The following is a 14,658-nucleotide window of genomic DNA, read 5'->3' on the forward strand; positions in this document are numbered from 1 at the left end:
GCCGCTGACCCTACATTGTTCCTATCGATTGGTAGATCAATAGGCGATATTAAACCAGCGTGGAGAATCGGCGAGTGACTCCTACATCGCCGAGCGGGGAGACAGACAGTTGGGCAGGCGACGGCAGGGCGATAGCGAAAACGGCGGGGCCGAGGCGCCCGAACAGGTCGTCAACGAGAGCCGTACGGACCGCCTCAGGATCCGCGCCGCTTGGATGTATTTCGTCGAGCAGATGACGCAGAACGAAATCGCCGACGTGCTCGGCGTCGGCCGCGTCACCATCGTGCGCATGCTGGCGGAGGCGAGGTCCCGCAACGAGGTGAAAATCACCATCGAAAGCGAGTTGTCAGAGATCGTGCGGCTGGAGCGCGCGCTGGAGCGCACGTTCGGCCTGAAGCAGGCGCTGGTGGCGCCGCTGACCGCGCCCAATGCCGATCCGATCCCGGCGATCAGCGCCAAGACCGGGATTTTCCTGTCCGATACGATGAAATCCGGCATGCGCGTCGGCGTCGGCTGGGGTCAGACGCTGTTCTCGAGCCTGCCCTTCATCAGCGCCAAATCGCTCACCGACTTCAAGGTGATTTCGCTGCTGGGCGGTGTGGGCGTCGTGCGCCGCTACAACCCGGCCGAGTTCGCCTGGCGCTTCGCCCAAATCTTCCAGGGCGACGGCTACCTGATCCCGACGCCGGCCGTCGTCGACAGCGTCGAGACCAAGATCGCGCTGGTCGAGCGTTGCGGCCTGCAGGAAGTTTTTGAGATGGCCAACGTGCTCGATGCCGTTCTGCTGAGCGTCGGCGGTATCGCTTCGGCCACCACCTTCTCTCGCGGCGGCTTTCTTAAGGAGGCGGACCGCGAGGCCCTGGTTGCGCGTGGCGCCGTTGGCGACCTTCTGTTCCATTTCTTCGACCGCAATGGCGATTTGGTCGACCATCCCGTCAACAGCCATGTGATGTCAGTGGAGGTCGATCGGCTGCGCAAGGCGCCGATCCGCATTCTCACGTCCGGCGGCGAAGAGAAGACAGCGGCGCTGCTCGGCGCCATGAACTTGATCGCCCCGACGATCCTGATCACCGACGAGGAGAGCGCAAGGCGCATGCTCGAGGCGGTCAACGGAAGCTGAAGGACCCCGTGACGTAGTCCGGCCAGGCCTGCTCCTCGTCGAAAACAGCGACAAGATCCGAAGTGTCCGCCAATATCCCGCTCAGGACCAGCGCCGTGGCGATGCCGGAGCCGTTTCCGCCCGCTATGTCATGCTCGACACTGTCGCCGACGCAGACCACGCTGGCGCGGTCGGGCTCGCCGGCCAGCGCCAGTGCGGCATCGAAGATCGCCGGGCCGGGCTTGCCGATGCGGGTGACGCTGCCGCCCAGGCTCTCGTAGAGATCGGCGATCTCGCCGGCGCCGAAGCGAGGCCCGACCGCCGTCAGCATGATCTTGTCGGGATTGGTGCAGAAGCATGGCACCTTTCGCGCCGCCGCCGGCGCCAGCAGGCGGCGATAATGGTCCAGGTCGTAGCGGTCGCCTTCGCTGGCCGCGATCAGTACCAGGTTGGCGGTATCGCCGGCTCCGGTCAACACAAAAGGCAGGCCCTCGATCGCTGTGCGGTCATTATCGCGGCTGATCAACAGGCAGTTCGTGCCGGGCCGCAACGCTCCGGTCGCCGCCATTTCGTGGAAGGATCGCCACGCCACCTCGCCGGAGGAAACGAAATGATCCCAGCTTCCGGCCTCGAAGCCGAGCCTCAGCAAACGGTCTTCGTTGGGCTTGGCGCGCCTGCCGGAGTTGGAGACCAGCACCACGGTCTTTCCGGCGCGCTTCAGTGCCGCCAAGGCCGCCACCGCGCCGGGATAGGGGGCCGAGCCGTCATGCAGCACGCCGAACTGGTCGACCAGGAAGACCTGGTAGCGCTCCGCCAGCGCTCCGATGCCGTCGAGGCGTTCAGCCAGTTTCCCGCTCATAGCAGCCCCGCCTCGTTCGCACCCTTCAACGCCAGCCGCGCCGTTCCGGCAGCGGCCTCGTCCGACAAAGCCGGCAAGAACGCAACGCCGAGCTTACGCTGCCGGATCGCGCTCCACGCCGGATTTGCCGCGCCGCCGCCGACGCTGCGCACCGAAGTCAGCGCCGGCGCGCCGAGCTCGCCAAGCCGGCGATAGCCGAGCGCTTCGATCGCGGCCATGCCTTCGAACATCGCCTTGAGATAGTCGGCATCATCCACCGGGCGCGGGACGAGGCGCGGGGGGAGCGCCGGATCGGCGATCGGGAAGCGTTCGCCCGATGTGGCGAGCGGATAATAGTCGAGGCCGGTCTCGGTCGCCGGGTCGATCATGGCACTGAGCTCGATGATGCGCGTGAGGGGAAAATGCTGCGCCAGCACCTTGCCGCCGGAATTCGAGGCCCCGCCGGCCAGCCAGGCATTGCCCAGCCGGTGGCTGTAGATGCCGTATCGCGGCGCCGAGATCGGCCGGTCGGACAGGATCTTGATGGTAAGCGAGGAGCCAAGCGCCGTGACTCCGTCGCCGACCCCCGCCGCACCCGTCGCCAGGAAAGAGGCGCAGCCATCGGTCGTGCCGGCAACGACGATCACGTCGCGGCCCAAGCCAAACAGATCCGCCATCGCCGCGGTGAGCGTGCCGGTGACGTCGCCCGGCTCGACGACGTCAGGCAGCAAATCCATGCGCATTCCGGTCGCCGCGATCCAGTCCGGCCAACGGCGGGCCTCGACATCGTAGCCGGTTTTCAAGGCGTTGTTCTCGTCGCTGACGTCGAAGCGGCCCGAGAACTGTCCGGCGATCCAGTCCGCCTGATGCAGCACCGCCGCCACGCCCGGCAGATGCTGGAAGTGAAGCGCCTTGGCGAGGCCTGAGGTCGCGCCGTGCGCGGCGCTGCCCGCCGGCGCCTCGCGCGCGATCGCGGCCAGTATATCGTCGCCGGCGACCTTGTCGTTGTACATCAGCGGTTCGGCGAGCGGCCGTCCGGCACCGTCGACCGGCAGCAACGTGCCCGAGGTGCCATCCACGGCGATGGCGCGGACTGTGGTTCGGTCGATGCCCGCAATCAACTCCGCCAGCGCTGCCCGGACCGCTTGCCACCATGCCGCCGGGCTGCGCGGGTCCTGGCCAAATGCGTCGAGGCGGACGGCGGCTTGGCCGGCAATTGAAAAGTCCGGGCGCATGGCTACGGCGCGGGCGCCCGAGGTGCCGATATCGACGCCGATGACGAGGCGATCCGAGAGAGGCGAGCCGGCGACGGGCGACATGTCAGCCACCGGAGGCGTTCAGTTTCTGGCGGTACTGCTCGGCGTCCCAGTTGACGAGTTCGTCGTTCTCCGCCTCGGTAAGGTAATTCAACGTCGCCGTGACATCGACCCGCGCCGTCACGTCGGCAAGGCAACGCTGCATGGCGTCGGCGCCGGCGCTGGCATTGGCGCGCATCAGGACGCCGAGCCCCGGGAACAGGATCGACAGGGGCTGGGCGCCGCGACGCCTGACGACAGCGGCGACGTCCTCGCCGGGCGCAGCCACCACCGAACCCTTGCCGAGGAAGATGACATGGTCGGGATAGAGGCTGCCGCCCGATGCCATGCGGCGGCTGTCGGGATCGATGGCGACCGCGTGCGCCTCGGTGTCGATGGGCAAGCGGTAGCCGGAGTTTGCGGCAAGCGCGGTCAGTGCCGCGATGTCAGGCGCGGCCGCTTCGCGCGGCGCCCTTGCCAGAAGCCCGGTGACGCGGCGCAACAGCGCCTCCGCTCCGGTGACGGTCTCGGCCGCGACGACGAGGCCGTGATTGCCCAGGATCAGGACATCGATGCCCGGCCGCAGCCTTTCGGAGATGCCCTGGGCCAGCGGCAGGCCCGGCCGGCGGTAGGGAACATAGGCCCATTGGATGCCTGCGAGCCGGCGCGCGGCCAGGACCTCGCAATCGGCCTGCACCGCAAGCGAAATGGTGTCGACGCAGTGGACATGCAGGACCACGCGCTGCGGCATCAAGGCATGCACCGTGGTCTCGATCGAGGGACGCAGCCCGCGCGGGTTGAGCGCGCCGATGGCGAAGGCCTGAGGCTGGTCGGCGGCGGGATCGCGTCGTTCAACCGCCTCGAGCAATGGCGCCATCGCCACCGGCACCATGATGTCATCGGCGAGCGCGTCTTTCAGCCAGGTCCCGGAAGCCTTGATCCACAGCGTGTCTCCGGCTTTCAGCGAGGTGTTGCCGCCGGCGGCCTGGGTCAGATGCGGATCCTGTCCGATGGCGGCCGAAAGCGCCCGCAGCGCCGCCAATTCCTGCGCATCCGCCTGGGTCGCCATCACGCATCTCCTCCAACAATCCGCCAACCGTCGAATGCGGTGGTCGGGCATTCGACGGGTTGATATCGCAGATAAGAGTGAGTTCCGTCAACCGTGATCGAATACCGTCAGTTGCGGCTTGCAATCGAGCTAATGTTGAGTAAGTTACACCAACTGCCGTCGCAGAACGGCGTTTTGGAGGAAACAGGTGAGCGACTCCGGCCGCCAGCGTCAGATCGTCGAACTCTTGCGTGATCGCCCCTTCGCCTCGGTGCGGGAGCTGCAGGAGCGGCTCGGCGTTTCGGCCGCGACGGTGCGGCGCGACATCGACCGGATCGACGAGGCGGGCGAGGCGCGCAAGGTCTATGGCGGTGTTTCGGCGCTCGACGGTACATCGCAGGCCGGCGTCGCCTATGCCCGGCCCTATGACGAGAATCGCGACCTCGCGGTCGAGGCCAAGCGGCAGATCGCCAACCTAGCCGCGAACATGGTGCGCGACGGCGACGCGGTCATCGTGCATGGCGGCTCGACCTGTTTCCATCTCGGGGTCAAGCTCGCCGAGCGCAGCATCCGGCTCTACACCAACTCGATGCCGCTGGCGGCGTATCTGAGCGATCATGGCCATTGCAGCCTGACGGTTGCCGGCGGCGACCTGCACCGCGAGCCGGGCATCATTCACTCGCTCACCCATCCGGCACCTTTCTACGCTTCGAAGTTCTTTCTCGGCGCGCAAGGCATCGGCCAGGAAGGCTTGCTGGAATCGCACCCGCTGCTGGTGCGCTCGATCGTCGAGCTTAGCCAGTGCGCCGACCAGATCGTCGTGCTGGCCGACAGCCGCAAGCTTTCGATCCAGGCCCGTAACGTTGCGCTGCCCCTGTCGCGCATCGGCACGCTGGTCACCGACGACGGTCTTTCCGATGCCGACGCGCGCATGCTGGAGGATGCCGGCGTCATGGTGCGGATTGCTTCCACCATGGGAGCCATCGCATGAAGGTCGCGGTGCTCGACTTCGGCAAGACCAATTCGAAGCTGTTCGTCTTCGGCCAGGACGGACGCATTCTCGACGAGCGCCGGACCCAGCCGAAATGGACGCGCCAAGGCGGCTTCAGCGTGCTCGATGAGGCCGACCTCCACGATTGGGCGCTCGGCGCCGTCACCGCTGCGATCGAAAACCATGGCGTGGAAGGGGTGATGGTGTCGGGCCATGGCTGCACCTTCGCCCTCGTGGACGACGCGGCGCTGACGCATCCGATCCTCGACTATGAGCAGGAGCCGCCGGCCGAAATCGCCGCGCGGATCGATCGCCGCATTCCGGACTACGCCGAGACGTTCTCGCCGCGGCTGCCGCTCGGTTTCAACTACGGCCGCCACATGCTGTGGCTGCAGGAGGCCGCACCCGACGCTTTCGCGACGGCGAAATGGATTCTCGGCTATCCGCAATATTGGAGCTGGCGCCTTGGCGGCAGGCCGGTTTGCGAAGTGTCCTATCTCGGCTGCCATTCGCATCTGTGGGCGCCGCGTCGTCACGATTTTTCCTCACTGGTCGACGCCGAGGGGTGGCGCCACCAGATGCCGGCCTTCGCGCGTGCCGGTACTGTCATCGGCGAACAGGACTTCGGCAGCGCGTCGCGGCCGCTCGCCATCCACAACGGCGTCCACGACTCGAATGCCGCGCTCCATGCCTATCGGCGGCAGGGGCTGGGCTCGGTGACAGTGGTTTCGACCGGCACCTGGGTCATCGTGCTCAATCCCGACTGTCCGCTCGAGGCGCTCGACCCCGATCGCGACATGCTGGTCAATGTCGATGTGGACGGCGGCCCGGTGCCGACCATCCGCTTCATGGGCGGGCGCGAATTCGCCGCCATCAGCGACGGCTGGCAAGGCCCGGTCGAAGGCGCGGCGGTGCAGCGGGCGATCGATGCCGGCATGATGGCATTGCCGAGCTTCGCGCCGGGTGGGCCGATGCCCGGCCGTTCGGGCCGGCTGGTCGGACGCACGCCTGATGCCGGCGAGCGTGCGGCCGTGGCACTGCTCTATGTCGCGCTGATGCTCGACCTCTGCCTCGGCCTCATCCATTCCAGCAACACCGTGATCGTCGACGGCGGTCTCAACACTGGCGGCCTGCTCGCCAGCCTGCTGGCGCAGCTGCGGCCGGAGCAGGCCTTCATGCAGGGCGCTTCGCTGCAAGGCAGCGCCACGGGCGCTGCGGCCCTGGCTTTCGAGAGCGTCGGGCGTGAATTCGCCGCCGAGCCGCCGGAGCCGGTGAAAGCAGTGCGCTTCACCAGCCTCGCCGGCTACCGCGACGGCTGGCGCGATCTGGTCGCCGGGACCGCCGGCAAGGTCGCAGCCCGATGAGCGCGCAGGCCAGGACGGAGACAGCCGGCATGGGGGCGGAACGCCACCCGGTGCTGGAAATGCGCCATATTTCGAAGACGTTCGGCGCGATCCGCGCCCTGCAGGATGTTTCGCTTACCGTCCAGGCCGGCGAGCTGCACGCGCTGATGGGCGAGAACGGTGCCGGCAAGTCGACGCTGATGAAGGTGCTTTCGGGCGCCTATCGTCCCGATCCCGGGGGCGAGATCCTGATCGATGGCATGCCCGCCGCGACCGGCGATCCGATCAAGGCGCGCGCCAGCGGCGTCGCGGTGATCTACCAGGAACTGTCGCTGGCGCCCAATCTGACCGTGGCGCAGAACATTTTCCTCGGCAACGAACCGCGCCGTTTCGGCATCGTCGACCGCGACCAGTGCAACCGGCGCGCGACCGAGATCATCGGCCGGCTCGGCGTTTCTTTTTCGGCGCGTGCCCTGGTTTCCGGCCTGTCACTCGGCGAGCGCCAGCTGGTCGAGATCGCCCGGGCGCTGTCGACCAATGCGCGCATCATCGTCATGGACGAGCCGACCACGTCGCTGACCTCGCGCGAGACCGAGCGGCTGTTCGAGGTGATCGCGACGCTGAAGGCGCAAGGCATCGCCATCATCTACATCAGCCATCGCATGGAAGAGGTCTACCAGCTCGCCGACCGCGTCAGCGTGCTGCGCGACAGCGGCTATGTCGGCACGCTGGAGCGCGCCGACCTCAGCGCCTCGCGGCTCGTTTCGATGATGGTCGGCCGCGATCTCTCGGCGTTCTACAAGAAGGATCACCGCCCGCCGGGCGAAAAGCGCGCCGTGGCGCTGTCGGTGCGCGGCATGTCCGACGGCAGGCTGCTGAAGGACTGCTCCTTCGACCTCTATCACGGCGAGGTGCTGGCGCTGGCGGGCCTCGTCGGCTCGGGCCGCACCGAACTTGCCAGGCTCATCTTCGGCGCCGACCGGCGCAGCGCCGGCACGCTGGAGCTCGACGGCAAGCCGATCGCCATCGGCTCGCCGCGCGAGGCGCTCGATGCCGGCATCGCCTATCTCACCGAGGACCGCAAGGAACTCGGCCTGTTCCTCGACATGTCTATTTCCGACAACATCAACATGGGCGTGCTGGCCAGGGATGCGCGCGCCGGCGGCTTGCGGGACTTCGCCGCCGCCGACAGGCGCGCTGCGAAAGCCGTCGCGGATCTCTCGATCCGCACCCGCTCGGCGCAGGCCAATGCCGGTTCGCTGTCGGGCGGCAACCAGCAGAAGGTGCTGCTGGCCCGCCTGCTGGAGACCGAACCCAAGGTGGTCATCCTCGATGAGCCGACGCGCGGCGTCGATGTCGGCGCCAAATCGGAGATCTACCGGTTGATCGACAGTCTCGCCAGCAAGGGCATCGCCATATTGATGATCTCCAGCGAACTGCCGGAAGTAGTCGGCGTCGCCGACCGGGTTCTGGTGATGCGCGACGGCGCCATAGCAGGCGAGGTGACGGCATCCCGGGGCGAGCCGCTTCGCCAGGAAGCAATCATGGAACTTGCGACGGGAGCGGCCCAAGAAGGACCGAAGGAATGACCGACAGAACCACCACGACGACGACAGTGGACCAGGCGGCAGTCAGGAGCCGGCGGTTGCGCACGGCTTTGGCCGCGCTCGGCATGCTGCCGGTGCTGGTGTTGCTGGCGGCCGGCTTCCAGTTCATCAATCCGCGTTTTCTCACCGGCACCAACCTGTTGATCGTCACGCAGCAATCGTCGATCAACATCGTGCTCGCCGCCGGCATGACCTTCGTCATCCTCACCGGCGGCATCGACCTGTCGGTCGGCTCGATCCTTGCCGCTTCCGCAATGGTGGCGGTGCTGGTGTCGCTGGTGCCGGACTGGGGCCTGCTCGGCGTGCCGGCGGCCATTCTGGTCGGTCTCGGCTTCGGGGTCATCAACGGGCTGCTCATCGCCTATATCAGGCTGCCGCCCTTCATCGTCACGCTGGGCTCGCTCACCGCCGTGCGCGGCGTCGCCCGCCTGCTCGGCGAAGACACGACCGTGTTCAACTCCGACCTGCCGTTCGACTTCATCGGCAATGGATCGCTGTTCGGCGTTCCCTGGCTGGTCATCATCGCGCTGACGGTGGTGGTGGTGTCGTGGCTGGTGCTGAAACGCACCGTGCTCGGCACCTGGATCTATGCCGTGGGCGGCAATGCCGAGGCGGCGCGGCTGACCGGCATCAAGGTGCCGCTGGTGCTGCTCTTCGTCTATGGCGTGTCCGGCCTGCTGGCAGGTCTCGGCGGGGCCATGTCGGCGGCCAGGCTCTATGCCGCCAACGGCCTGCAGCTCGGCCAGTCCTACGAACTCGACGCCATCGCCGCGGTCATCCTGGGCGGCACAAGCTTCGTCGGCGGCGTCGGCTCGATCTGGGGCACGCTGATCGGCGGGCTGATCATCGCCGTGCTGTCCAACGGGCTCATCCTGGCCGGCGTCTCGGACATCTGGCAGTACATCATCAAGGGATTGGTCATCATCGTGGCGGTCGCCCTCGACCGCTACAGGCTCCAGGCAGGGGCAAGAACGTGAGTGACCTTGTCGCCGGCATCAAAGACCGGCTTGTGTAACGCACCGTGAGAGGCGCGGGGCATCAGGAGGAAGTAAGCGTAATGAAGACCATCGCCAAACTGCTCTGCGGCGCCGCGTTCGCGGCCGTCGCCATTGCGCCGGCATCGGCCAAGGACCTGAACAAGGTCGGCATCTCGGTCGGCCTGCTCGGCAACCCCTTCTTCGTCGCCACTATCAAGGGCATCGAGGACGCGGCCAAGAAGATCAATCCGAACGTCGAGGTGACGTCGGTGTCGGCCGACTATGACTTGAACAAGCAGGTCTCGCAGGTCGATTCCTTCATCGCCGCCGGCGTCGACGTCATCATGCTCAACGCCGTCGATGCCAAGGCGATCGCGCCCGCGGTGAAGAAGGCGCAGGCGGCGGGCATCGTGGTCGCGGCCTTCGACGTCTCCGCACCAGGCGCCGACGTCACCGTGATGACCAACAATGTCAAGGCCGGCGAGGAGGCCTGCCAATATCTGGTCGACCAAACTGGCGGCAAGGGCAACTACGTCATCCTCAACGGTCCGGCGTCCTCGTCGATCCTGGAGCGCGTGAAGGGCTGCAAGAACGTGCTTGCCCAGCATCCCGACATCAAGATCCTGTCCGACGACCAGAACGCCGAAGGCTCGCGCGACGGCGGCCTGAAGGTGTTCCAGTCGCTGCTGACCCGTTTCGACAAGATCGACGCGGTGTTCGCCATCAACGATCCGACGGCGATCGGCGCCGAGCTCGCCGCCAAGCAGCTCAACCGCTCGGAGTTCATCTTCACCGCCGTCGACGGCGCGCCGGACATCGAGAAGGAACTGGCATCCGGCAAGTCCATGATCAAGGCTTCTGCCTCGCAGGATCCCTACGTGATGGCCGGCCAGTCGCTGACGATGGCCGCCGACGTGCTTGCCGGCAAGAAGCCGGCGGAGCCGGTGGTGCTGCTCGATCCGAAGCTGATCACCGCCGAGAATCTGAAGGACTACAAGGGCTGGACCGCGGCCCGCTGATCAGTCCAAGGCGGACGCGGCCGGGCTGACCTGCCGCGTCCTCCTCATTTCGTCGCAAAACCGGAGACGATCATGTCGCGCATCGGAATCCACTCTTTCGTCTGGTCGGCGAGCTCGACGCAGGCCGAGCTCGAACGCACGCTGGCCAACACCAAGGAGGCCGGCTTCGACCTGATCGAATTCTCCTATCTCGACCCCGCCAATGTCGATATTGGCGGGCTCGCCAAGCGCATCGCCGATCTCGACCTCGGCGTGGCGATCAGCATCGGCCTGCCGGTCGACGGCGACATTTCGAGCGCCGACAAGGCGGTCGCCGCGCGCGGCGTCGGGATCCTCAACGACACCGTCGCCCTGACGCGCGACCTCGGCGGCCAGAAGGTCGCCGGTATCCTCTCGACCAGCCACGGATTGCAGACCGAGGCGCCGACGCGAGACCAGTGGAACCGCAGCGCCGGGACGCTGGCCAAGGTCGCCGAAACCGCGAAGGCGGCAGGCGTCACGCTCAACCTCGAGATCGTCAACCGCTTCGAGAGCAATCTGCTCAACACTGCGGCGCAAGGCTTGGCCTTCATCGAGGACACCGGCTCCGACAACATCTTTCTCCACCTCGACACCTTCCACATGAACATCGAGGAGGCCGATGTCGGGCTGGCCATCCGCCATGCCGCCGGCAAGATCGGCTATGTCCATATCGGCGAGAGCCATCGCGGCTTCCTCGGCACCGGCAATATCGACTTCGCCGCGATATTCGATGCGCTGACGGCGATCGGCTATGCCGACGATCTCAGCTTCGAATCCTTCTCCTCGGAGATCGTCGACGAGAACCTGTCGAAGAAGACCGCCATCTGGCGTAATCTGTGGACGGACAACATGGCGCTGGCCAAGCACGCGCGCGCCTTCATCGGGCTGGGAATGGAAACGGCAAGGCGCAAGGCGGAACTCGTCGCGGCGCGCCACAAGCCCTGAGGATTTCAGACTGAGGAGCAGCAGGAATTGCCAAATCGCCCACCCCAGGCGCGGACGCGCCTGGTTCCTGGTGCAAGGCCGCGAACTCAGCTTCATTGACTGTGAAGGCAGTTAATGCTACAAATTGCCTATGGTGCTGAGTCGCGCCAGGGACCCGCCGAGCAGGCGGGTTTTTTCGTTCAGAGCTCCGTCAAACAGTGCGAAGGCGCCGGTGAACCCGGATTGGTTGCCCTGGTCCCCCTGGCGGCATTGCCCACGCCACGCGTAACGGCTATCCGACGGTGCGACAGCGAAGCAAAACGGAGCCCCGGCATGACGAACAAGACGATCCTGAAATTCGGCACCGTCGAACACGCGGAAGCCGGCGACCTGCCTGGCTGGATCGCGGTCGAGGGCCGGCCGACCATGCAAACCGCAGTCCAGCACACGACCGCGGACGGCAAGGTGATCTCCGGAACCTGGCGCGCGTCGCCCGGTACGTATCACGCCACCTACACCGACTATGAGTTCGTGCACATGATCGCGGGCCGCATCATCATCACGCCCGACGGCGGCACGCCGGTCGAAGTCGGCCCCGGCGACGCCTTCGTGGTGGAAGCCGATTTCAAGGGAACCTGGAAGATCATCGAGCCGGTGACGAAGCATTTCGTGGTCAGGGTGGGCTGAGGCAGGCTGTCAGACAGACAAGCCAGCCGCTCGCTGGCCTTTGATACCTTTCGTCAATCCCGGCCATCCTCGCATGTCCACGCAACTGGCGGGGCCGTGACTGGCGCCCGGTTGGAGCGAACGGGACCAGAATGCCGGCAGGGCGAACGGTGTCCGCCTTGCTCATCGTGCCATCGCGTGAGACCCCACGGCGAGCAACCCCGCTGTTGGAGCACGCGGAACAACAGGATCCGTGGTCATTTCATTGTTTAGTGAGGAAGGCCTTGCAAGCCGGCGTGACTTCGCTGAGGTGCTGTTTAAGGCAGCCTTGCGCCTTCACTTCGTTGTCCATGTGGCACACCCGCTTGGCGTCCGCTCTACAGGGAGTCTTGTAGGCATCTTTCGCTAAAGCGGCGTCGGTGAGAAAAAGCGATATACAAGCCCAAAGCGCCAGTTGAAGTGACTTTCGATTCCGCATGGTTGTGTTCCCATCGTGAGTGCAGAAGCGCGGTCTTTATATGCGTTAATGCTAAAGAATGGGAATCCACCATAAGGAGGAGGGTGCGAGCACCCGCGCAAAATCGGATGAGCAATGTAGCGCAAAACACGGCTTACATAAGCGCAGTGCTGACCAACTGTCTCGCGCACGGCTCAATCAAAAGCGCTAATATAATCGCCCGGTTTGTCGAGCTTGTTTCCAATTTTGTGTTGGAGTAACCCAATATCGCTTGGGAACACGAAATGGAGAGGGTCGTCAGGCCGGGTGCGGGATAAATTTTTTCCTGCCATTTTTCTGAAATACGGAATTGTTCCTTGGCATCGGAGGGAAAGACTCTCCGTCTTGAATAAATAACGAATCCGTGATTGCGGGCGTTTTATTCCTGATTGCCCATGACGCGAAGAATATTCGATCCGTAATCGAGCAGTTTTCGTATACTTATAAATGAGGGGCGAGATGTCTACCGTGTTTAGACGCGCGTACATCAAACCAGGTTGGTGTTTTCTTCTCGTGGTCACGTCGGTTGCATTCCTCATTTGCCTGGGGGGTGGGGAACTCACTGCGGGTGAGTTCAAGAAAACCAGCTGTTGGTTCGAAATTCCGCGGGATCGGGCAATGACGTGTGGGACCGTGAATGTTCCAGAAAATCGAAAGAAGACGGGTGGTACCGAGGTCGTCCTGTCCGTGGTCGTATTCGAACCGGACCGCGAACGGCACGAACCGGTGGTGTTTCTCACAGGAGGCCCGGGGCAGCCTACTGACATCGCCAATAGCGACGACATCGATGGATGGTGGGAATTCATCGGCGCCCAGAGCTGGATGATCGGACGCCGAGTAATCGTTGCTGATCAGCGGGGTATCGGAAAGTCCGCTCCCGCCTTGGACTGTTCTCAATATTTCAAGCCCGATCATTGGAACGCCATTCTCTCGAGCGTTGAGGTCGAAACCACCTTTAGCAAGCTCAAAAAAGATGAAGTTCTTGCATGCAGGACGGCGTTGATCGCAAAGGGCATTGATCTTGATGCCTACAACACTGAGGAGAATGCGGAGGATATTGATGACCTTCGGAAGGCTCTCGGGATAGAAAAGTGGGTTCTCTATGGCGTCTCGTATGGCACCAGGCTTGCACTCGAAGTGATGAACCAGCACCCCGAAGGGGTATCGGCGAGTATACTGGATTCAGTTGTTCCTCTGGACATCAATTACCTGAACGAAGATGGGCCGAATCTCGACCGATCGTTAAAATTGCTAGAGCGAGACTGTGAGGCAGCGAACAGATGCATGAATGGGATATCCAATGCTGTTCAGCTTATTGCAAGACAGCTGGATCGGCAGCCTTTGCTCTTGCGCAGCACAGATAAAGAGGCGCGCTACACATATGTCTCCGGGGCAGATTTCCTCGAGCTTATATTCGGCATTTTATACGATCGCGATGCGCTCCTGACCCTGCCGGAGCTGATCGAGAGGACATACAAACAGGATTTCAGACCCCTGGCGGAGATACTTTTCGATGCTGACGACCTGGAGATCTCCCAAGGTATGGACTTCTCTGTAAGTTGTTCCGACAGCGATCTCCCCGATCTGAATGGCAAGCAGGACAAATACTGGTCGAAATGGGTTGAGCTGAACGACTACTCCTGGGCATGCCCTCTTTGGATGCTTGAGAACGGGCCAGCATCGCAGGTGCAGCCGCGCCGCACTGACATACCCACTCTTCTGTTGTCGGGAGAATATGATCCAGCAACGCCGACAGCATGGGCGGACCACGCGGCGAAGACCCTTCCTTTCGGCCAGGTGGTGGTCTTTCGGGGGATCGGACACGATGTCATTGATTCCGATCCGTGCGGGTCGAAAGTAGTTGCTGATTTCCTTGCAAACCCCAAGCTCAAGTTGAAGACTGAATGTATCGGTGAGATGGGGGCCCCGCAATTTCCAAGCCCGCCAAAGGAACTGTGGTCGGGAGCGGAGGCACTACACTCTATATCAGCAAATCGCTCAAGGCAGGACAGGTTGAGATTTCGATTTGGGCACTGAAATTCCTCTTAGCCAAAATTGTAAAATCCGATATTTTGCTGACGACGAAGTTAAGCTAAAGCGGAACTCGCAAATCAATTAAACACTACGGTAGCATCGCTTAAGGACCCCTCTCGTCTTGCGGGTGGAAGTCGCGTGCGTGTCGCATTTCGATTATCAAATTCCGAAGTTTCACAGAAATTGTAGGAGGATCGAACAGTGTTTACGTCTCGTCGTGTATTGCTTTCGGCCTTGGGTGCAAGCATCGCATACGCCGCCTTTGGTGGCATCGCGCGTGCGAAGGGCGGTGGCGGGGGA

General features: G+C 63.8%; 12 protein-coding genes. 9 read left to right on the forward strand and 3 right to left on the reverse strand.

Annotated features, from left to right (window positions below):
* Positions 1-109 precede the first annotated feature (109 nt).
* The gene (locus FJ973_RS27005; protein ID WP_140554317.1) at positions 110-1,120 is read left to right on the forward strand and encodes a sugar-binding transcriptional regulator; all 1,011 of its coding nucleotides are present in this window, start codon (positions 110-112) and stop codon (positions 1,118-1,120) included.
* Here FJ973_RS27005 and FJ973_RS27010 read toward each other — a convergent pair.
* Genes FJ973_RS27010 through FJ973_RS27020 form a run of 3 tightly spaced genes read right to left on the reverse strand, consistent with a single transcriptional unit; the run spans position 1,107 to position 4,301 of the window.
* Positions 1,107-1,958: a TIGR01459 family HAD-type hydrolase gene (locus FJ973_RS27010; protein WP_140517927.1), complete on the reverse strand. Its 852-nt coding sequence runs from the start codon at positions 1,956-1,958 to the stop codon at positions 1,107-1,109. The two genes, FJ973_RS27005 and FJ973_RS27010, sit on opposite strands and share 14 nt — an antisense overlap.
* On the reverse strand, positions 1,955-3,256 hold the full coding sequence (locus FJ973_RS27015) for an FGGY-family carbohydrate kinase (RefSeq protein ID WP_140517928.1): 1,302 nt from the start codon (positions 3,254-3,256) through the stop codon (positions 1,955-1,957). The genes FJ973_RS27010 and FJ973_RS27015 overlap by 4 nt, the downstream gene beginning before the upstream one ends.
* A 1-nt stretch (position 3,257) precedes the next feature.
* A complete protein-coding gene (locus tag FJ973_RS27020) occupies positions 3,258-4,301 on the reverse strand; it encodes a class II aldolase/adducin family protein (RefSeq protein ID WP_140517929.1) in 1,044 nt (347 codons plus the stop codon).
* 187 nt (positions 4,302-4,488) lie between these two features.
* Between FJ973_RS27020 and FJ973_RS27025 the strand changes: the two genes are divergently transcribed.
* From FJ973_RS27025 to FJ973_RS27060, 8 genes are all read left to right on the forward strand, one after another.
* Positions 4,489-5,271 (forward strand): DeoR/GlpR family DNA-binding transcription regulator, encoded by a 783-nt coding sequence (locus tag FJ973_RS27025; protein WP_140558478.1) that lies wholly within the window; start codon positions 4,489-4,491, stop codon positions 5,269-5,271.
* A complete protein-coding gene (locus FJ973_RS27030; RefSeq protein ID WP_140558480.1) occupies positions 5,268-6,635 on the forward strand; it encodes an FGGY-family carbohydrate kinase in 1,368 nt (455 codons plus the stop codon). Before FJ973_RS27025 ends, FJ973_RS27030 begins: the two co-directional genes overlap by 4 nt.
* The gene (locus FJ973_RS27035) at positions 6,632-8,203 is read left to right on the forward strand and encodes a sugar ABC transporter ATP-binding protein (protein ID WP_140558481.1); all 1,572 of its coding nucleotides are present in this window, start codon (positions 6,632-6,634) and stop codon (positions 8,201-8,203) included. The genes FJ973_RS27030 and FJ973_RS27035 overlap by 4 nt, the downstream gene beginning before the upstream one ends.
* Entirely contained in the window at positions 8,200-9,198 is a 999-nt protein-coding gene (locus FJ973_RS27040) for a ribose ABC transporter permease (protein ID WP_140501584.1), read from the forward strand. The genes FJ973_RS27035 and FJ973_RS27040 overlap by 4 nt, the downstream gene beginning before the upstream one ends.
* A gap of 80 nt (positions 9,199-9,278) precedes the next feature.
* Positions 9,279-10,217, forward strand: coding sequence for an ABC transporter substrate-binding protein (locus FJ973_RS27045; protein WP_140517934.1), 939 nt, complete (start codon positions 9,279-9,281; stop codon positions 10,215-10,217).
* A 72-nt stretch (positions 10,218-10,289) separates the two neighbouring features.
* The gene (locus tag FJ973_RS27050) at positions 10,290-11,183 is read left to right on the forward strand and encodes a sugar phosphate isomerase/epimerase (protein WP_140501580.1); all 894 of its coding nucleotides are present in this window, start codon (positions 10,290-10,292) and stop codon (positions 11,181-11,183) included.
* A gap of 312 nt (positions 11,184-11,495) precedes the next feature.
* Positions 11,496-11,849, forward strand: a complete 354-nt coding sequence (locus tag FJ973_RS27055; RefSeq protein ID WP_140501578.1) for a cupin domain-containing protein — start codon at positions 11,496-11,498, stop codon at positions 11,847-11,849.
* Between the two features lie 934 nt (positions 11,850-12,783).
* Positions 12,784-14,361, forward strand: coding sequence for an alpha/beta hydrolase (locus tag FJ973_RS27060; protein ID WP_181165413.1), 1,578 nt, complete (start codon positions 12,784-12,786; stop codon positions 14,359-14,361).
* Positions 14,362-14,658: the final 297 nt, after the last annotated feature.

It is taken from the genome of Mesorhizobium sp. B2-1-3 (assembly GCF_006442495.1).
In the GTDB taxonomy this organism is placed as follows: Bacteria; Pseudomonadota; Alphaproteobacteria; order Rhizobiales; family Rhizobiaceae; genus Mesorhizobium.